We start from the raw sequence: 19,143 nt of genomic DNA, 5'->3' as shown, positions 1-19,143 counted from the left end.
CAATGAATTAAACCGTGGTCAGGAAGACTGCGTCAGGAGTAAGAATATGAATAACAATGCAATGGAAAAAATTGAAAAAGTATCGGTTGATGAGTTACGCAGTGTCCAGCTACAGCGGATGAAAAAGACCCTGCAGCATGCCTATCAGAATAGCCCTGTTTATAAAAAGAAATTTGATGATGCGGGTGTGCATCCGGATGATTTTAATTCTCTGGAAGACCTGGCCAAATTCCCGTTTACCACCAAACAGGATTTACGCGATAACTATCCGTTTGGCATGTTCGCTGTACCACAGGAACAGATTGTACGTGTGCACGCCTCTTCTGGCACCACTGGTCAGCCGACCGTAGTTGGTTATACCCAAAATGATATTAATGTCTGGTCAGACGTGGTGGCGCGTTCATTACGTGCAGCCGGCTTGAGCAGTAAAGATATCATTCAGGTGTCTTATGGTTATGGTCTGTTTACGGGCGGTCTAGGTGCGCATTATGGCGTTGAGCGTTTGGGTGCAACCGTGATCCCAATGTCTGGCGGACAAACCGATAAACAGGCGCAACTAATCCATGACTTTAAACCGACAGCACTGATGGTTACACCATCTTATTGTCTGAATATTATTGAAGCGCTGGAAAAGAAATTTGGCACAGCCAAAAACTGTTCGATTAAAACCGGTGTATTTGGTGCAGAACCATGGACCAATGAAATGCGCAAGGAAATTGAAGAGCGTCTGGGTATTGATGCCTTGGATATTTATGGCCTGTCAGAAGTGATGGGCCCGGGCGTCGCCATGGAATGTCTGGAATCCAAAGATGGCCCAACCATTTGGGAAGATCATTTTTATCCGGAAATTATCCATCCTGAAACCGGTGAAGTGCTGCCCGATGGCGAACTCGGTGAGCTGGTCTTCACCACCATTACCAAAGAAGGTATGCCGGTGATCCGTTACCGTACCCGTGATCTGACCCGTTTATTGCCTGGCACGGCACGTACCATGCGCCGTATGGACAAGATTGTTGGCCGCAGTGATGACATGATGATTATCCGTGGAGTGAATGTGTTTCCGTCGCAGATTGAAGAGCAGATTTTACAGATCCAGCAACTGATTCCGAACTATCAGATCCAGATTTGTAAACAAGGCCATCTGGATACATTGCATATCCGTACCGAAATGCGTAAAGATAGCAGTGATATTATGGCGCACCAGCTGGCAACTCAGCTAAAAAGCCAGATTAAAACCATGGTCGGAATCACCGTAAATGTCGAAGTGTTGCCTGAAGGGAGTCTGCCACGCTCTGAAGGTAAGGCACAGCGCGTTTTTGATATCCGCAAGTCTGCATGAAGTACTATTGGATGATAGCCAAATGGTCTATCATCCAGTTTCTATAAGGTAAAGTTAAACGCAATGAATCCGAAATTAAAACAAATAATTGATGACTTTATTCAAACTGAAGCACTCAGCGGAACCTCATTAATCATGACCATCTTCGGTGACTGTATTTTTCACCGCGGTGGCATTATCAGTCTGGCCAGCCTGATTCAGCTTATGGATGTATTCGGATTTAATGAACGATCGGTACGGACTGCCGTATTCCGTCTGGTCCAAAACGGCTGGCTGATGTCTGAAAAAATTGGCCGCACCAGCTATTACCGCGTGACCGAAAGCAGCCGCCAGCGTTTTATTATGGCGGATCAAAAAATTTACAGTTTTCAGCACACCGAATGGGATCAGAAATGGGATCTGGTGCTGCTCAGTTCGGTGGAGCTGGAAAATAAACTGGTTCTGAAAAAAGAACTGGAATGGCTGGGCTTTGCTAATATCGCCACCAATGTCATGGCCTATCCGGGCTGTGACCACCAGAAACTGCAAAACCTGCTGCTGAATTTGAAAATGACCGATCAGGTGGTGGTGTTTAAAGCCGAAACCTTACAGCTCTGGCAGGAATCTTATCCAACTGTGAAGCGCATGGTTGCTACCAACTGGCCGGTGCAGGAATTACATCAGCGTTATGAAAAATTTATCACCGATTTTCGGGAATTCTTTCATCTGGTGGAACAGGAAGATGAGCTAGATCCGCTACAGGCATTTCAGTTGCGTATTTTGCTGATTCATCAATTCCGCCGGATTTTATTAAAAGATCCGAATCTGCCTTTTGAGTTATTGCCATCCAACTGGCTTTCCCTGAATGCCCGTAATCTGAGCAGTAATTTATATCAAACCGTGGTTGCAGCAGGGGATGAGTTCTTTATGGAGATCGCCCGAACTTCGGAAGGTTCGATGCCGCCAGTACATCCACAATTTTATAAACGTTTTGGCGGTTTGCGACTCGAAGCCGTTAGCTAATCTAATTCTGCATTTTTAAAGGAATAAAATAATGCCGTGTTATGCCATTGATGGTGTGATTCCTGTGGTCAGCCCTCGCGCTTATGTGCATCCGCAAGCCGTTCTGATCGGGGATGTGGTGATTGAAGAGGGCGTATATATCGGGCCTTTCGCTACTTTAAGAGCCGACTTTGGCGGGATTCACATCCAAAAAAATGCCAATGTTCAGGATTCCTGTACCATTCATGGCTTTCCCGGTAGCGTCACGCTGGTCGAAGAATATGGCCATATCGGACATGGCGCGATTTTACATGGCTGTATCATTCGCAAAAATGTACTGGTCGGCATGAACAGCGTGATTCTGGATGAAGCCGAAATTGGTGAAAATACCATTATCGGTGCCAATAGCACGGTTAAAGCCAAAGCTCAAATTCCGGAAAATTCACTGGTGCTCGGTAGTCCGGCGCGGGTCATTCGTCCTCTGGACGCCAAAGAAATTGCCTGGAAAAGCAAAGGGACACAGGAATATATTCAGCTGACAGAACGCTGTCTTTCTTCGATGCAGGAAGTTGAACCGTTGTCTGAAGATTTAGCAGATCGCCTGAACTATCAGGCCTTTGATGCGGAATATCAAATTAAAAAGGATCATTAATTTAGCACTTGGCTGATGATTGTATCAGCCAAGTTTTTTATTTCATTTATAAAAATTATAAACGGCGACATTGACCTTCTTTGTCACCATTGACCCGGTTATTGCCACCGATTGGTTGAATGCGGTTGGATTCGCATTGCAAATTACCGTCAACCACATTGTCATTTACAGTAATTTTTTGGGTATTCTTTTTCAGCTGGATATCACCCTCTACCTGATTGGCAGTGAGCTGAATCGTCTGACCGCCTTCTAGCTGGATATTGCCGTCAATCCGGTTATGTTGCGCCAGAACTGAGCTAAAACGTCCTTTCGATTCCAGATTGCCATCAATCGCAGTATTTGAAATTACTGCTTGAGCACCCTGATACAGCATGACATTGCCTTTAATGGTGGCATTATCAATCTGACAGTTTTGGCTGATACTGACATTATCATCAATCGTGCGATCTTTAATGCTACCGTGACAGTGATAATCTGCGAAACTTGCGCTTGATAAACAAAGTAGTGCTAAACTTGAAAGTAATTTTATCATCATGATCCTTGGTGTATTTTTAATGCACTTTAACCATAATTTTTGAATATGACATTTTGATGACGGCACTCAAACGTAGTGTGGGCTTTAGGTTAGCGTATGTTAACGTACCAAAATCATTTCCAGCACGAATTTAGAACCAATAAAACCCAGTGCCAGCAGACCAAAACCTAAAAGTGTAAAGCGCACGGCTTTCTGGCCACGCCAGCCAAACTTCCAGTGTCCGATTAATAGTGAACCATAAACCAGCCAGGAAATAATACTGAACGCAGTTTTATGTGCCAGATGTTGGGCGAAGAAATTATCGATGGTGAAAAAGCCAAAGCTCAAAGCGAGGGTAAGTAAAACAAAACCGGTCATCAGCATATCAAACAGGAGTGATTCCATGTCTTGATAAGAAGGCAACAAACTGACCCAAACCCGGCGTTTTTGCTTCTTTTTCAGCTCGCGATCCTGAAGTCGCAAGATCACGGCCTGAATGGTCGCCATGTAGATGAAGGATATAAAAATCTACCATTTCCCTTTCAGGAAATTACGATTCAGCCACCGGTATTACAGGTTGAATGGAACTTTTATCAGTTAATTGGTTATATGAGTACCTGGTCAGCCGTGAAAGCTGCCACTAAAGCACTTGGACATAATCCATTGGATGTACTGGCAGATGCTTTATTGCCAGAATGGGAAGATCCAGAATTGCCTAGAGTGATTCGCTGGCCATTATCAGTGCGTGCGGGGCGTATAATCCTTTAAAGAATACTCAAGCTAAAGCCTTTTCATTGAACAATGAATTGAATATTTCAAGGCTCAGAATTATCGCCCCAAGATCATTTCCAGCACAAATTTAGACCCAATAAAACCCAGTGCCAGCAAGCCAAAACCGAGCAGGGTAAAGCGCACGGCTTTCTGGCCACGCCAGCCAAACTTCCAGTGTCCGATTAATAGTGAACCATAAACCAGCCAGGAAATAATACTGAACGCAGTTTTATGTGCCAGATGCTGAGCAAAGAAATTGTCGATGGTAAAAAAGCCAAAGCCCAGAGCGAGGGTAAGTAAAACAAAACCGGTCATCAGCATATCAAACAGCAGTGATTCCATGTCCTGATAAGAGGGTAATAAACTGACCCAAACCCGGCGTTTTTGCTTCTTTTTCAGCTCGCGATCCTGAAGCCGCAAGATCACGGCCTGAATGGTCGCCATGAGCAATACCGCATAAGCAGACAAAGACAGGATAATATGAATATCCAGACCCAAAGAGTTTTGTGCGATGATTTTTGCAGGCTGGGTAAAGACAAAGCCGAGAATTAGACCCGTGGCGGCCACCGGAATTCCGATCAGATTCAGGGCAATAATCGGACGATAAGTGCTGTAAATAATGCTGAGTAACAGCATTAGACCAGAGGTAAAGGAAAACAGGGCAAAGACATCATAATTGATGCCAAGCGGGGTGTGCATATCGCCATATAAAACCAGCGCATGTAAGCCCAGTCCAAGCAGGGCAGTTAGCGAAACAAACCATTGATTAGGAGTACGTTTAGACATTAAATGAATGAACAGATACCAGAAGGAAGCGGTATAAGCGACTAATGCTAAGATCGTGTAAACCAAGGGGAGGCTAACCATGTCAAACCTTTTTAAGGGTGATGAATATTCATTTATATAAATTCGCTGCGAACTACAGTATCCTATAGCATTCTATGCATAAATTTTCTATTTTAAGAAACAATTTTTTGCTCATGGCTATTTTAAGCGGATTTTGCAATGTTTGATACCTTAACAGAACGACTCACGCAGAGTTTAAGAAATGTTACTGGCTCAGGGCAGCTAACCGAAGACAATATTAAAGATACGTTACGTGAAGTGCGTATGGCGCTTCTTGAGGCCGATGTTGCGTTACCTGTAACTCGTGAATTCATCGCGAAAGTTAAGGAAGAAGCATTGGGCCAGGAAGTGATGACTCAGTTATCTCCTGGGCAGGCTTTTGTCAAAATCGTTCATGACGAATTGACCAAAATGATGGGCGCGGCCAATGAAAGCCTTGACCTTGCCGCAAAACCACCGGTCGTTGTCCTGCTGGCAGGTCTGCAAGGTGCAGGTAAAACCACCACTGCAGCAAAATTGGCACGCTTTTTACAAGAACGTCAAAAGAAAAAAGTGGCAATGGTTTCTGCCGACGTCTATCGTCCCGCAGCGATCAAGCAACTACAAACGGTTGCAGGCGAAGTCGGTGCGATTTTCCTGGAATCTAGCGCAGACGAAAAACCGATTACGATTGTAAATCGTGCGATTGAACAGGCAAAAATCCAGTTTGCCGATGTGTTAATTGTCGATACTGCCGGTCGTTTACATGTCGATAATGACATGATGGACGAAATTAAAGAGCTGCATGCGGCGATTAACCCGACTGAAACCCTGTTCGTGGTCGATGCCATGACCGGTCAGGATGCGGCGAATACGGCCAAAGCCTTTAATGATGCCTTGCCTTTAACCGGTGTGATCCTGACCAAAACCGATGGTGATGCACGCGGTGGTGCAGCATTGTCTGTACGTGCCATTACCGGTAAGCCAATCAAATTCTTGGGTATGGGCGAAAAGCTTGATGCCTTGGAGCCATTCCATCCTGAACGTATCGCGCAGCGTATTTTGGGTATGGGTGACGTCCTTTCTTTGGTCGAAGAACTTGAGCGCAAGGTCGACAAAGAAAAAGCCGAAAAAATGGCGAAAAAACTGCAAAAAGGCGGCAGCTTCAACTTTGAAGATATGCTGATGCAGTTTGAGCAGATGAACAAGATGGGCGGCATGATGGGCTTCCTGGACAAACTTCCTGGCATGAGCAATGCCGGTCTGCAAGATGCGTTGGCCCAGGCCAATCCTGAAAAGCAGGTCAAGAAAATGGAAGCGATTATCCAGTCGATGACCATCAAAGAGCGCCGTAATCCAGACTTGATGAACCCAAGCCGTAAAAAACGTATCGCAGCAGGTTGTGGTATGGAAGTGGCGGAAGTCAACAAGTTGATTAAACAACATGCGCAAATGGCCAAGATGATGAAGAAATTTGCCAATCCGTCAGGTATGGCAAAAATGATGAAATCACTCGGTGGTTTGCAGAAACAGTTTGGCGGCGGCGGTGGCATGGGTCCACTGTTCGGCGGCAATGACAAGAAATAAGATTCTGATTTAAAAAAGGCGCGAAATGCGCCTTTTTTATTATGTATCAATCAGAAAACCGGTTTAAACAAAACAACATTTACTTACCCAAAATAAAAATCCAATCAGGCAGACTCAGGAACATCAGCACAAAACAAAGAGAAATTTAAAATGGCTCAAGTGATCATCGTCCATGGTTATACTGCAAGCCCTGAAGAAAACTGGTTTCCATGGATTCAGGAAAAAGCCCAACAGGAAAATGTCAGCTTAAAAGTACTGCGACTTGACCCATCGACCACACCCAAGCTGGAGGTGTGGGACCAGCAAATGCGTGAGCAGATTGAGGGGATTGATGAAGACAGTATTTTTATCGGGCATAGCCTGGGAACTGTGGCTGTATTGCATTACTTATCCAGAGAATTAAAACAGCAAAAGATTCAGCAATTGGTATTGATCGCAGGATTTAATGGCCGCTTGGGTCGTTTAGATGAAGTCAATCCGTTTATTGATGCCGCTGAGATCGATTTTGATCTGCTTAAACAGCAGGTGGCAGAACGTGTGGTGATTTATTCTGAAGGCGATGATCGGGTGGAGCCTGAATTTAGCCTGGAACAGGCAGACAGTCTGGATGCGATTGTGGTGAGTGCCAAGCATCAGGGACATTTTATCGATTCAGAAGGCTGTACCGATCTGCCAGAACTCTGGAAAGTGATTGAGCCTTATCTGATTAAAGCTGAATCTTAAGCAGGTTGTTGGATTCGTTCAATTTGTAAATTGAGTCTGAGATGGGATGCAAAAAGTTACTTGAATTTCATCTTCAGACTGTTTAATAGTAGTTTTTGTCAAAGCACTTTGTGCTCAATTATAATAAGTAAAACACGATGAAAAATATAATCAACAAAGTCTATATCGTGCCTGATTATCAGGCCACCTCAAATGACCATTGGTATCCGTGGCTGAGTCGCCAACTCAAAAATGTCGGTGTTGATTCAAAACGGATTATGCTGGCCAATCCTTTTCAGCCTGATCTAGAAGAATGGCAGCAGAATCTGAAACTGCATATTCCACATCTGGATGAGCATACGTTTTTAGTTGCCCATGGCCTGAGTGGACTCAGTGTTTTAAGTTTTTTACAGCAACATTATCTCCAGCAGCACCGCAAGACCGGCGGGGTCATTCTGGTTTCAGCTTTCGATACACCGCTGGTGGCCTGGTCGGAACTGAATAAAATGCTGCAGGCGACACGACTGGATCTGAACAACCTGCCGTATAGCTATAAACGCGCGGTCATGCTGATCTCCAGTAAGATCCTTTTGTACCTGCACCGGTTTCCTTGCGCTTGGCCCACAGCTTAAATGCTCAAATTTTTGAGATTAAAAAAGCCGGACATTTTAACAAATGTGATGGATTTACCGAATTTCCTCAATTGCTCGAAATCATGAAACTGTGTCTGGCAAATGAGCCGCAAAATGCTGCAAACCTTTAAGCAGAAGATCAGGTTCAATCCTCGGCTGATACGGCTCAAGATGCTGGGCAAACACTGGAGCATCTCCACCGGTTAGTACCAGCTGTGCCGGAAAATCATGCAGCACTTTTTCAATGGTGCTGAGCAGACCGAGCAGAATGCCATGATGTACTGCATCGATGGTATTGCGTCCGGGATTGAGCTCAGAAAATGCGGCATCCGGAATTTTAATGCCTTTGGTATTCTGAATTAGTGCATCACGTTGCAAATATAAATTTGGCAGAATAAAACCGCCTAAATGTTGTTGTCCTTGAATCAGGTCAATGGTCAGCGCTGTACCACAACTAATCACACAATAATTCTCATGAGGCTGGGTCGCGACAGCAAGTACCTGTAGCCAGCGGTCAATCCCCAGTTGTGCGGGTTCATCATAGCCACAAATCAGGCCAGCATATTGGGCCTGCACCTGAGCAAAAATCACTGGAATATGCAGACCATCTAATATACTAAGAATGCGCTCATTATTGGTTTTGTCCTGAACCGAAGACAATCCGACCTGATCTAGATCCAGCGTTTTAAAGTGCTGAATCAGGCCAAGTAACAAATCGGCAGGGGACTGTAAATGTAATTCCGCTGCATGTTCAATGATCTGATCTTGTTCGGTAATCCAGTATTTGAGTCGGGTATTGCCAATATCTAGCCATAGTTTCTTCATGGATTATGCCTGTTCAAGGATTATTTTTGAGCCGTAATTGACCTTGGTAAAAGATGTGGACACCTGTTTCAGTTGCGATTTTAACAGCGCCATCATCCTGAATACCCAGAAATTTTCCTGAATATTGCCCTTGCAGATCGGTAAATTCAACCCTCTCTTGGATAAAAGCGGCATGTCGATTGAAACGACCAGACAGATTCTGGCTGCCATAACTAAACCATTGTCCGGCTTGCTGAATCGCCAGATACAGTTCTGCAATCAGCTGAATGCGTGAACCCGGATGCAGGCCCAACTCATTCAATGAGGTCACTTGCTGCTCGGGAACCTCAGCAGACATTGGGCTGAGGTTGATCCCGACACCGACCACCACTTGCGTAGGTGAAATCGGTTCTACCAGAATGCCGCCCCATTTGCCTTTGACGCTATACAGGTCATTCGGCCATTTTACTTGCAAGTCCAGCCCTTGTAGACTGGGCATTTGCAGGATATTTAACGCAATTTCCAGAGCCAAACGGCCATCGATGGGTTTTTGTGTATGCAGCAATGTGCTTAAATAGATATTCCCTTCAGGTGAAATCCACTGACGCTGGCGCTGTCCACGGCCTTGGGTCTGCACATGGCTGCAGACCAGAACCTGCTGTACCCCCTTGGTTGCCAATTCCCGCACATCGTCATTGGTCGATGTGGTAATCGGTTTGATGAGCAATACTTCCGGAAGCTGGCCTGCATCGCTTAATCGTTGTTGCAGTTCACGAGTTTCTACATCCATTTGAATCTAAACGTGGTAAATATCGTTATGGAGTTAATCATATATTTATTGATTGGTGCAATTGCAGGATTTACCGCTGGCCTGTTTGGGGTTGGTGGTGGTTTGATTATTGTGCCGATTCTGTACATTGTTTTTACCCAGCTCCAGTACGATCCCAGCGTGATTATGCACATGGCGGTGGGGACTTCTCTGGCTACCATTATTGTCACCTCAATCAGTTCGGTCATGGCGCATCATCAAAGAGGTGCCGTGTTGTGGTCGGTATTTCGTAATCTGGCACCCGGCTTGATTATTGGTTCCTTCCTGGGCGCAGGGATTGCTGACTATTTATCTGGTCAAGGCTTGCAGCTGTTGATCGGGTTCTTTGCAGTCTGGGTGGCGTTTAGAATGTTTAAAGGCGCCAATGTTCAGGTCGATCCGAATAAAAAATTGCCTTCAACCCCGGTACAACTCGCTGCGGGCGGTGGGATTGGTGTGGCATCGGCGATCTTTGGGATTGGTGGCGGTAGTCTGACAGTCCCGTTTTTGAATCGCTGTGGCATCGTGATGCAAAAAGCCGTGGCGACCTCTGCGGCTTGTGGATTGCCGATTGCCGTGGCAGGCGCACTAGGCTTTATCTGGTTTGGTCAACAGGCCCAGGTCACAGTACCAAATACGATTGGCTATATCCATATTTATGCCTTTATTGGCATCAGTATGATGAGTTTTTTTACCGCCAAACTCGGTGCAAAAGTGGCACATTTACTTTCACCTGCGGTACTGAAAAAATGTTTTGCGGCTTTACTGACCACCGTCGGCCTGTATTTTATTTATCAAGGTTTTATGGCCTGATTTAAGTTTTTAGGTTGAACTGATGTATCACCTAAGGAGAATGGTTCACTATTCTCCTTTTTTGTGAACTTGAGTTGGCTGTAGAGACACAAGATTGTCTGACAATGTCACAGTAATTATTGAAAAAATTCTGTCTAATAGCAACATAGCCCAAATCACGGGCTGAACCAGTATCCATAAAAATAAAGACAGGAACGGTATGCCATTAGAACAAGCACACAGTTTGTCTGAGCAGATTGCCAAACACATTAGCGAACAGATTATTCGCGGCGAATTGGTCGAAGGCGAACGTATACAGGAACTCAGGATTGCCTCGGAGCTGGATGTCAGTCGAGGGTCGGTTCGTGAAGCCCTGCTGTTGCTGGAACGCACCCAGCTGATTGAAATTTATCCGCGTCGCGGTGCCATTGTCTCGGAAATGTCGGCCTTGCAGGTGCGTGCCCTATTTGATATTACCTCTTTATTGCTGGGGCAGATGGTGCATCGTATGGCTGAAACCTGGCGGAGTCATGAAGCCGAGCGCATTCAGCTATTATTAGAACAATTAGAAGCAGAAACTCGCCAAGGACATACAGAAAAGTTTTATGATCTGATCTTTCAGGGCATGGCCCAGCAACATGAGATGGTCGGAAATCCCTATCTGATGCGCTACTATCAGGAACTGTTACCTTGTTTGCGGCGTAGCTATTTCCTGACCCTGAATATTTCCAGACGCGAGTTACAGGAATCTTTCGACTTATTTAAACTGGTCACTGAAGCAATTTTGATACGAAAAACCCATCAGGCCGCTTTATTTATGGAAGATTTTTGTCGACACTTACGCAACCTTGTGTTGGAATCTCTGACACGGATGAAACAAATTGAACTCGCGTGGGCCAGACGCTCACGACGTTAAATCAGGACATTATGCGTTTAAGCAGTTTAAAACTTTCAGGCTTTAAATCTTTTGCCGACAGTACCACTTTACATTTTAAAGATAATCGTACTGCAGTCGTGGGACCGAACGGGTGTGGTAAATCTAACGTCATTGATGCCATACGCTGGGTCATGGGTGAGTCCAGTGCGCGCCAGCTGCGTGGTGGCAGCATGCAGGACGTGATTTTTACCGGAACTGCCAAGCGTAAACCGGTGGGCATGGCCAGTGTGGAACTGCGCTTTGACAATACCTATGGCAAACTGGGCGGCGCTTATAATGCCTATAATGAACTGGCAGTCCGCCGTCAGGTCAACCGCGATGGCAAGTCTGAATATTTCCTGAATGGCAGCAAATGCCGGCGTCGTGACATTACCGATATTTTTCTGGGCACCGGTCTGGGGCCACGTTCTTACGCGATTATTGAACAGGGCATGATCAACCGTCTGGTCGATGCCAAGCCGGATGAAATGCGGGTCTATATTGAAGAAGCTGCCGGGGTTTCGCGTTATCAGGCACGGCGCCGTGAAACCATGCTGCATCTGGATCACACTACGCAAAACCTGTCGCGTCTGGAAGATATTGCCTCTGAACTTAAATCTCAGTTAAAAACCCTGAAACGTCAGGCTGAAAGCGCGATTCAATATAAGCAACTGGAAGCACAGATTCGCAGCATCAAGATCGAAATCCTGTCTTTTCAATGTGAACAAAGCCAGCGCTTGCAAGAAGAATATACCGTGGAGATGAATACTCTCGGAGATAATTTTAAGCTGGTGCGTTCCGAGCTGACTACGGTTGAACATGATTTAGGTCGTACCAGTGAACTGTTTCAGCGTCTGATTCAGCAATCGACACCTTTGCAAAGTGAATGGCAACAGGCCGAGAAAAAACTGGCTGAACTGGAAATGACCTTGCAGCAAAAACAGTCTTTGCTCGAGCAAAATTCCACCAGTCTGGTCAAGCTGGAACAGCAAAAAGCCCAGACCAAAGAGCGTTTGCAATTGATTGAACTGCAACTTGATACCTTGCAGCAGCAAGCTGAAGATCAGCAAGCACAATTGCAGCAGCAAGATGGCCAGAATCAGGCGCAGAGTCAAAATCTGGCTGATCTCAAATCACAACATACAACAGTCACGGCACAATTTGCCCAGATCAAAATTCAGGTCGAACAGCAGCAGCAGCGTAAATTACAGATGCTGGCTCAAAGCGAGCAACTGGCCAAGAATATTGAGCGGATTGAACAGCAAAAACAGACCGTACAGCAACAGAGCATACAGATTCAGCATCAAGCGCAACAAGATGAGTTGGAACAATATCAACAAGACAAGACTGAGATTGAACAGCAGCTATTCACATGTGAAGCGCAACGCACTGTATTGCAAGATCAATTGGCCCAAGTTCAGACCGAGCAGACAGAACAGCAGCAGTGCTTGATGCAGTTAAAATCTGAAATTCAGGTGCTGCATTCAGAACAGAACAACCTCAGTCAATTACTGATTAAAGCCAATCCACATGCCAAGGCCGATGCACTACAGCTGATGCATGTGCTTAAGCTCAACGATGCAGGCAAAGACCAAGCAAAGCTGATCGAAAAGTTTCTGGCAAAATGGCTGTCTGCCCAGATTCTGGCAGAGGGTGAAAACTTTCTTGAAGATCGGGCGCGTCAGTTAAAGCCATATGCTGTACAGGATAAAATTCAGATTGCCAATACGGTGTGTCTGGCCGACTGGATTGAATCTCCACAGTATTCACTGTGGCAGCAGGTTGCAGTTGTAGATTCATTAGCGCAAGCCTTGAAACTTCAAACTGGGCTTTTGCAAGGTCAGACCCTACTCAGTCTGGATGGCTATCAGGTTGGGCCTGATTGGGTGATTGCGCTGGATTATGATGAATCGAGCCAAGCCGCTCAGGGCGCATTGAGTCATCGTATCCGTCTGGAGGAAATCGAGCTTCAGTTATCAGCACTGAATAGCCAACTTAGTCAGGCTGAAGAGCAACTGCCTGAACTGAATCTTCGGATGAAGGAGTTAAAAACCCAGATTCAAACGATCAGTGAGCAGTACAAGCACACACAAAAGCAACTGCAACAACTCGATGTCAATATTGCCAAAGTTCAAAGTAGTGCTCAGGCTTTCGCATTACATAAGCAGCAATTACAGCATCAGCTGCAACAACTCGATGAGCAGCTAGAAGAAGATGCCATGCAGAAAGACGATCTGGAAATTGATCTGCATGCTCTGAATATTAAGCTGGAACAAGCGCTACCAAATTATAAAACCCTGCAATTCCAGCTGGAAGCATTGAGCACTCAGTTAGATGACTCGCAGCAGCTTAGCCAGCAAGCGCAGCAGGAACTGGAACTGCTGCGCCGTCAAAGCGTACAGAGTCAGCAGCAGATTGAATTGCTGGAAAAAGATCAGGTATTTTTAATAGAACAGTATCAACAAATTAATCTACAAATCGAGCAAGCCAAGAAATTTGTCGATCCGGTACAGCTAGAATTGCCTGCTTTACAGAGCCAGTTTAATGAACAGGCGCAGATCACTGAAAAGCTGCAAAAAACCTGGGCCGACTGGCAGATCGAATTAAATCAGGTGCAGAGCAAACAGCAGCAATTAACTGAACAGCGTCACAGTTTCCAGCAGCAGGATGAAAAACTGCGTACAGCACTGGAAGCCAAACGTCTGGCCTGGCAGGCAGCCAAATCTGATTTGCAGCATTATTCAGAACAATTAAAAGAACTGAATCATGAAGTCATCAGCGGTTTAACTATTGATGTCAAAACCCATCAGGCGAAACTGGAAAAAGCTCAGGCGCAGTTCGATAAGCTCGGTGCAGTGAATCTGGCGGCTTCTGAAGAATATGAAGAAGTCTCGAAACGCTATGAGGAACTGAGCCACCAGATGCAGGATCTGGAAAATACTGTGGAACAGCTACAAGCTGCGATGAAAAGTATTGATCAGGAAACCCGCAAACTGTTTATGCACACTTTTGATCAAGTCAATGCCGAACTGCAAAACCTGTTCCCGAAAGTATTTGAAGGGGGCGAGGCGAGTTTAAGTCTTGAAGATGGATGGCAATCGGGTGTAAAACTGATGGCCCGACCACCGGGTAAACGTAATAGCTCCTTGGCATTACTCTCCGGTGGGGAGAAGGCTTTAACTGCATTGGCACTGGTATTCGCGATTTTTCGCTTAAATCCGGCACCTTTTTGTGTACTCGATGAAGTCGATGCACCACTAGATGATGCCAATGTGGGACGTTTTTGTAATTTAGTCAAAGAGCTTTCTGAACACGTGCAATTTATTTATATTACCCATAACAAACTTGCAATGATGATGGCGACTGATCTTCTAGGTGTAACCATGCCTGAACCGGGAACCTCAAAATTAGTGACAGTAAATTTGGAACAGGCAAAAGAATACGGCTTAGCTGCGGAGGTATAATATGGAAATCACCACCATTATCGGGATTGTGATAGCAATTGTCATCATGCTGTTCGGCATCAGAATGCTGTTCAAAAAACCTGTAGAGGCTGTACCGTCACTGGATGCCAACCTGCATATCGATCCTGACAGCCAGACCCCTGTCATTCCAAGGCATGTGCGTTCGCAACTGGCGAAACAGGAAGCAGAACCGGCACAGCGTGTAGAGCCAAGCCTGAGTGTAGAAGAACCGGCCCCTGAAAAGCCCTCAGCATTTCGCAAGCCTGAACCGATCTTGGCTGAGCCAGCAGTGCTTGAGACAGCTGCAGCGGTCGAGCCGAGTCCAGTGACCGAAGCTGAAGTCGTGGCAAGTTCTGCAAGCACAGAAGCAGCCGAAACATCAGTGGAGCAAAAGCCGGCCGAAGTAGAAGCGGAAAATAACCAGACGGAAGATAAAGATACCGCTGTTGAATTCAGTCTGAACAGCAGTATTGAAAAAGCGGAAATTTCTGAATTTAATGATGAAAGCAGTATTCTGGATGCTCATCTGCATGAACAGAAAATAGTGGATGAAGAAAGTGCCTTATCCAATGCTGAAACGATTATTTCATTGCATATCTATCCGCAAGGCCGGGTACTTTCAGGTGATAAAACCCTGAAAGTCTTGTTGAAATATGGTCTGCGTTATGGCGAACTGGCCTGTTTCCACCGCTATAGTGAAGATGATTCAAAACTGCTGTTTTCGGTACTGCAAATGACGGATACCGGCATGGAAGGTTTTGATCTGGAAACTCTCTCGACTCAGGAAGTCAAAGGTCTGGCCTTCTTCCTGGCTTTGCCGCATAGCGATGTACAAAATGCCTTTGATACCATGGACAGTATTTCACGTCTGATTGCCCGTGAAGTGGATGGTCTGGTCTACGATCAGAACCAGCAGGAATTTACCCCACAATTACGTGAATTCTGGCGCCATCAAGCGATTGATTATCGTGCCGGTCAACCGACAGAAGTTTAAGCACTTTTGTTCGATCTGCAAGTTGAATCTGGAGACTGCAATTTTTATAATAGCCAAAAGCTGAATATTCTACAGGGCGGATTTTCCGCCCTTTTTTATGGTGAAATTATGACCCAAGATGCCACTGTCATTGCGCAAATGCGTCAACTGATTCAACTGCTTGCCAAGCATAACCATGCTTATTATGTGATGGATCAACCGAGCATTGAAGACAGTGAATATGATCAGCTCTTTCATCAGCTTAAAGCCCTAGAACAACAATATCCCGATCTGATCCAGCCGGATAGCCCGACCGATAAAGTCGGCGGGCAGGCACTTGCAAAATTTGTGAGCATTACTCACGCCGTTCCGATGCTGTCCTTGGGCAATGTCTTTAATCAGGACGATCTTTTTGCTTTTGCTCGCCGTATTGAAGAGCGTTTGCCGAATCAAAAAATCGAATATGATGTAGAACTGAAATTTGACGGTCTGGCCATTTCCCTGTGGTATGAGCATGGCGTATTGACCCGTGGTGTGACTCGCGGCGACGGGGAAACCGGTGAAGATATTACCCAGAATGTCAGAACCATTCGCAACCTGCCGAAGCTGTTATCAGCAGTGAATGGCATCATTCCCGATTTGTTAGAAGTACGCGGCGAAGTGTTGATGCCGAAATCCGGCTTTGAAAAACTGAATGCCGCCAATGCAGCCAAAGGTGAAAAGACCTTTGCCAATCCACGTAATGCGGCGGCAGGCAGTTTGCGTCAGCTGGATCCGAATATTGCCGCATTACGGCCACTGGCTTTTTATGCTTATGGAATTGCACAATGCGTACCGCATCATGGGCAAGGCACAATATCTGCCAGTCTGGAATGGTTACATCAGTTCGGTTTTGCGGTTGGCGAGCGTCACTTTATCTGTGACAGTATCCAGGACGTGCAAAAAGTCTATGAACAGATTATTCAGGAACGTGCCAGCCTCAGTGTAGAAATTGATGGCATGGTGATTAAAGTCAATGACCTGAAACAGCAGCAGCAACTCGGTTTTCTGAGTCGGGAGCCGCGTTGGGCCACCGCTTATAAATTCCCCGCAGTTGCAGCACTGACCACGGTTGAAAATATTAACTGGCAGGTGGGACGTACTGGTACATTAACGCCAGTGGCGCGTTTGAATCCGGTCGCGGTCGGCGGCGTGACTGTTTCTAATGTGACCTTGCATAATATTGGTGAAATTCACCGTCTCGATGTACGGATTGGCGATACCGTCAGTGTCTACCGTAGTGGCGATGTAATTCCTAAAGTGGAAAAAGTCTGGCCGGAATTCCGCCCGGTGGATGCCGTTGAAGTGCATTTACCTGAGCAATGTCCAGTCTGTGATTCACCGGTGGTGATGCCGGAAGGCGAAGCCTTGGCACGTTGTTCAGGAGGGCTGTATTGTGCAGCGCAGCGTATTGAGGCGATTCGTCACTTTGTTTCACGTAAAGCCATGGATATTGAGGGTCTGGGGGATCGCTGGGCAGAATCTTTGCTGCATCTAAATCTGCTGAAAGATGTCTCGGATATTTATCATCTGCATGAACATCGTGAGCAGCTACTACAGATTGAAAAAATGGGTGAAAAATCTGTTCAGAATTTAATAGATTCTATTGAGAACAGTAAGAAAACCACACTGGCCGCTTTTATTTATGCCCTCGGTATTCGTGGCGTGGGTGAAACTACAGCGCGCATGCTGGCCAATAATTTCCAGACCTTGGATGCATTACGTATCGCGGATATCGAAGCACTCAAAAAAACGCCAGATGTAGGGGATATTACCGCAGAATGGATTATTGATTTCTTCCAGGCACCGCATAATCTGGAAGTTCTAGACCGTTTACTGGCCGCGGGCATTCACTGGGATGCGCCGATCGCGCCAACACGCCAACCACTCAATGGTGAAAGTTGGGTGGTCACCGGAACATTAAGCACCATGGGACGTGATGAAGCGACTCAGTTATTGCAAGCCTTAGGTGCGCGAGTCAGCGGCAGTGTATCGAGCAAAACCAAATGCGTGGTAGCCGGTGAAAAAGCCGGTTCTAAACTGGACAAGGCAGAAAAGCTGGGTGTAACGGTCATCAATGAGGAACAGTTCATTGCCCTGATGAAAGAGCATGGGCAAATCGAAGACTAATCAGTTCTAAACAATGACTTAAATAAAAAAGACACTAAGGATGATGAGTCTTGAGGTGTCTTTTTTATTGCTAGTTCAAAACTATAGGTGAATGAGAGGGGGGAGGATAGACAAATACAAGGACGGGTTCGGCAATGTGAGTTGAATTCACGTACAATATCGATTCATTCGCAGGTATAGATCCTGCCTTATTGATTCTGTTCTCCCGTTGATGATTGACATACACATGGCTCAAGCAAAGAAATCTTTTCTGCAACAAAAATCGCAATTACATGCACGAAATCTGCATCGCAGTCGTTACGATTTTCCTCAGTTAATCAAGAGTTGTCCGGAACTTGCGCCTTTTGTCAGCCCGAATCAATATAACGATCTTTCAGTCAACTTTTCTGATCCTCAAGCTGTGAAAATGCTCAATAAAGCATTGCTCAAGCATTTTTATAGTATTCAATATTGGGATATTCCTCAAGATTATCTTTGTCCACCTATTCCGGGTAGAGCCGACTATATTCACTATTTGGCGGACTTGTTGAGTGATAGCAATAAAGGTCAGATTCCAATAGGACACGCCGTTCACGTATTAGATATTGGGGTGGGCGCGAACTGTATTTATCCGATTATTGGTCATCGTAGTTATGGTTGGAAATTTGTTGGCTCAGACATTCATCCTGCATCGGTTAAAAGTGCTCAATTTATTGTGGAGGCAAATCCAAATCTCAAAAAGGGGATTCAGATTCGATTGCAAAAGACACCGAGCAATATTTTCAAAGGCGTGATTAAACCTTCAGATCGTTTTGATTTGACCCTGTGTAACCCACCATTTCATGCTTCGCAAGATGAAGCAAATGCCACAGCAACGCAAAAATTACGCAAACTTGGCAAACCGGTTGATCGGTCTAAAGTGGTATTAAACTTTGGCGGACAAAAGAACGAGCTGTGGTGTGACGGTGGAGAAGAACGCTTTGTTTGCCAGATGGTACAAGAGAGCACACAATTTGCTGAGCAATGTCTTTGGTTTAGTACACTGGTTTCTAAGAAAACCACATTGCCTATGCTGTTAAATACCTTGCGTAAGTGCGGTGCAGTGGATTTAAAAACCATTAAAATGACGCAGGGGCAAAAAGAGAGTCGTTTTGTGGCTTGGACTTTCCTAGATGCAAAGCAACAGCAAGCGTGGAAAAATGCGCGTTGGACTTCTGCTTAGCTTGTTTTTAGGC

General features: G+C 45.6%; 15 protein-coding genes and 3 pseudogenes. 13 read left to right on the top strand and 5 right to left on the bottom strand.

All coding sequences use genetic code 11. From position 1 onward, the window contains the following. Positions 1-46: 46 nt before the first annotated feature. From paaK to FTU40_RS07390, 3 genes are all read left to right on the top strand, one after another. A complete protein-coding gene (paaK, locus tag FTU40_RS07400; protein ID WP_180040321.1) occupies positions 47-1,339 on the top strand; it encodes a phenylacetate--CoA ligase PaaK in 1,293 nt (430 codons plus the stop codon). A gap of 63 nt (positions 1,340-1,402) precedes the next feature. Further along, entirely contained in the window at positions 1,403-2,341 is a 939-nt protein-coding gene (paaX, locus tag FTU40_RS07395) for a phenylacetic acid degradation operon negative regulatory protein PaaX (protein WP_005247152.1), read from the top strand. A 31-nt stretch (positions 2,342-2,372) separates the two neighbouring features. Further along, complete coding sequence (locus tag FTU40_RS07390) at positions 2,373-2,972, top strand: DapH/DapD/GlmU-related protein (RefSeq protein ID WP_100355533.1); 600 nt, start codon at positions 2,373-2,375, stop codon at positions 2,970-2,972. Positions 2,973-3,027: 55 nt separating this feature from the next. Here the strand turns inward: FTU40_RS07390 and FTU40_RS07385 are convergent, their stop codons facing one another. Further along, on the bottom strand, positions 3,028-3,504 hold the full coding sequence (locus FTU40_RS07385) for a hypothetical protein (protein WP_180040319.1): 477 nt from the start codon (positions 3,502-3,504) through the stop codon (positions 3,028-3,030). Positions 3,505-3,606: 102 nt separating this feature from the next. Next, positions 3,607-3,999 (bottom strand): annotated as a pseudogene (locus FTU40_RS07380) (inner membrane protein YpjD); the annotation flags it as partial. On the opposite strand from FTU40_RS07380, the pseudogene FTU40_RS15320 reads away from it, so the two are divergent. After that, a pseudogene (locus FTU40_RS15320) lies at positions 3,988-4,254 on the top strand (class I SAM-dependent methyltransferase); the annotation flags it as partial. The pseudogenes FTU40_RS07380 and FTU40_RS15320 overlap by 12 nt on opposite strands. Before the next feature lie 60 nt (positions 4,255-4,314). Here FTU40_RS15320 and FTU40_RS07370 read toward each other — a convergent pair. Continuing rightward, positions 4,315-5,124, bottom strand: a complete 810-nt coding sequence (locus tag FTU40_RS07370) for an inner membrane protein YpjD (RefSeq protein WP_159516612.1) — start codon at positions 5,122-5,124, stop codon at positions 4,315-4,317. A gap of 138 nt (positions 5,125-5,262) precedes the next feature. On the opposite strand from FTU40_RS07370, the gene ffh reads away from it, so the two are divergent. From ffh to FTU40_RS07355, 3 genes and pseudogenes are all read left to right on the top strand, one after another. Beyond that, on the top strand, positions 5,263-6,669 hold the full coding sequence (gene ffh, locus FTU40_RS07365) for a signal recognition particle protein (RefSeq protein ID WP_005095929.1): 1,407 nt from the start codon (positions 5,263-5,265) through the stop codon (positions 6,667-6,669). 150 nt (positions 6,670-6,819) lie between these two features. Then, positions 6,820-7,392 (top strand): alpha/beta hydrolase, encoded by a 573-nt coding sequence (locus FTU40_RS07360; RefSeq protein WP_005095930.1) that lies wholly within the window; start codon positions 6,820-6,822, stop codon positions 7,390-7,392. Positions 7,393-7,529: 137 nt separating this feature from the next. Beyond that, positions 7,530-8,134, top strand: a pseudogene (locus tag FTU40_RS07355) (RBBP9/YdeN family alpha/beta hydrolase). On the opposite strand, the gene FTU40_RS07350 reads toward FTU40_RS07355, so the two are convergent. Next, positions 8,085-8,828, bottom strand: a complete 744-nt coding sequence (locus tag FTU40_RS07350; RefSeq protein ID WP_180040317.1) for a type III pantothenate kinase — start codon at positions 8,826-8,828, stop codon at positions 8,085-8,087. The pseudogene FTU40_RS07355 and the gene FTU40_RS07350 overlap by 50 nt on opposite strands. A 13-nt stretch (positions 8,829-8,841) precedes the next feature. Beyond that, on the bottom strand, positions 8,842-9,597 hold the full coding sequence (locus FTU40_RS07345) for a biotin--[acetyl-CoA-carboxylase] ligase (protein ID WP_100355526.1): 756 nt from the start codon (positions 9,595-9,597) through the stop codon (positions 8,842-8,844). 27 nt (positions 9,598-9,624) lie between these two features. On the opposite strand from FTU40_RS07345, the gene FTU40_RS07340 reads away from it, so the two are divergent. From FTU40_RS07340 to rlmF, 6 genes are all read left to right on the top strand, one after another. Further along, on the top strand, positions 9,625-10,428 hold the full coding sequence (locus tag FTU40_RS07340) for a sulfite exporter TauE/SafE family protein (protein WP_005172427.1): 804 nt from the start codon (positions 9,625-9,627) through the stop codon (positions 10,426-10,428). A gap of 199 nt (positions 10,429-10,627) precedes the next feature. Beyond that, positions 10,628-11,323, top strand: a complete 696-nt coding sequence (locus tag FTU40_RS07335; RefSeq protein WP_005095938.1) for a GntR family transcriptional regulator — start codon at positions 10,628-10,630, stop codon at positions 11,321-11,323. 11 nt (positions 11,324-11,334) lie between these two features. Then, positions 11,335-14,787: a chromosome segregation protein SMC gene (smc, locus tag FTU40_RS07330; RefSeq protein ID WP_180040359.1), complete on the top strand. Its 3,453-nt coding sequence runs from the start codon at positions 11,335-11,337 to the stop codon at positions 14,785-14,787. 1 nt (position 14,788) lies between these two features. Next, on the top strand, positions 14,789-15,781 hold the full coding sequence (locus tag FTU40_RS07325) for a cell division protein ZipA C-terminal FtsZ-binding domain-containing protein (RefSeq protein ID WP_180040315.1): 993 nt from the start codon (positions 14,789-14,791) through the stop codon (positions 15,779-15,781). Positions 15,782-15,889: 108 nt separating this feature from the next. Next, complete coding sequence (ligA, locus tag FTU40_RS07320; RefSeq protein WP_180040313.1) at positions 15,890-17,929, top strand: NAD-dependent DNA ligase LigA; 2,040 nt, start codon at positions 15,890-15,892, stop codon at positions 17,927-17,929. A gap of 226 nt (positions 17,930-18,155) precedes the next feature. Beyond that, complete coding sequence (rlmF, locus tag FTU40_RS07315) at positions 18,156-19,130, top strand: 23S rRNA (adenine(1618)-N(6))-methyltransferase RlmF (RefSeq protein WP_100357348.1); 975 nt, start codon at positions 18,156-18,158, stop codon at positions 19,128-19,130. Positions 19,131-19,143: the final 13 nt, after the last annotated feature.

The organism is Acinetobacter sp. YH12100 (assembly GCF_013419135.1).
Lineage (GTDB): Bacteria > Pseudomonadota > Gammaproteobacteria > Pseudomonadales > Moraxellaceae > Acinetobacter > Acinetobacter pseudolwoffii.
This window is presented reverse-complemented; position numbering and strand designations above follow the sequence as displayed.

Excerpts from the sequence above, each read along its gene's own strand:
- paaK (WP_180040321.1), top strand. The coding sequence starts at position 47 with ATGAATAACAATGCAATGGAAAAAATTGAAAAAGTATCGGTTGATGAG.
- FTU40_RS07370 (WP_159516612.1), bottom strand. The coding sequence starts at position 5,124 with ATGGTTAGCCTCCCCTTGGTTTACACGATCTTAGCATTAGTCGCTTAT.
- rlmF (WP_100357348.1), top strand. The coding sequence starts at position 18,156 with ATGGCTCAAGCAAAGAAATCTTTTCTGCAACAAAAATCGCAATTACAT.
- FTU40_RS07360 (WP_005095930.1), top strand. The coding sequence starts at position 6,820 with ATGGCTCAAGTGATCATCGTCCATGGTTATACTGCAAGCCCTGAAGAA.
- FTU40_RS07335 (WP_005095938.1), top strand. The coding sequence starts at position 10,628 with ATGCCATTAGAACAAGCACACAGTTTGTCTGAGCAGATTGCCAAACAC.
- FTU40_RS07345 (WP_100355526.1), bottom strand. The coding sequence starts at position 9,597 with ATGGATGTAGAAACTCGTGAACTGCAACAACGATTAAGCGATGCAGGC.
- ligA (WP_180040313.1), top strand. The coding sequence starts at position 15,890 with ATGACCCAAGATGCCACTGTCATTGCGCAAATGCGTCAACTGATTCAA.
- smc (WP_180040359.1), top strand. The coding sequence starts at position 11,335 with ATGCGTTTAAGCAGTTTAAAACTTTCAGGCTTTAAATCTTTTGCCGAC.
- ffh (WP_005095929.1), top strand. The coding sequence starts at position 5,263 with ATGTTTGATACCTTAACAGAACGACTCACGCAGAGTTTAAGAAATGTT.
- paaX (WP_005247152.1), top strand. The coding sequence starts at position 1,403 with ATGAATCCGAAATTAAAACAAATAATTGATGACTTTATTCAAACTGAA.
- FTU40_RS07350 (WP_180040317.1), bottom strand. The coding sequence starts at position 8,828 with ATGAAGAAACTATGGCTAGATATTGGCAATACCCGACTCAAATACTGG.
- FTU40_RS07385 (WP_180040319.1), bottom strand. The coding sequence starts at position 3,504 with ATGATAAAATTACTTTCAAGTTTAGCACTACTTTGTTTATCAAGCGCA.
- FTU40_RS07390 (WP_100355533.1), top strand. The coding sequence starts at position 2,373 with ATGCCGTGTTATGCCATTGATGGTGTGATTCCTGTGGTCAGCCCTCGC.
- FTU40_RS07340 (WP_005172427.1), top strand. The coding sequence starts at position 9,625 with ATGGAGTTAATCATATATTTATTGATTGGTGCAATTGCAGGATTTACC.
- FTU40_RS07325 (WP_180040315.1), top strand. The coding sequence starts at position 14,789 with ATGGAAATCACCACCATTATCGGGATTGTGATAGCAATTGTCATCATG.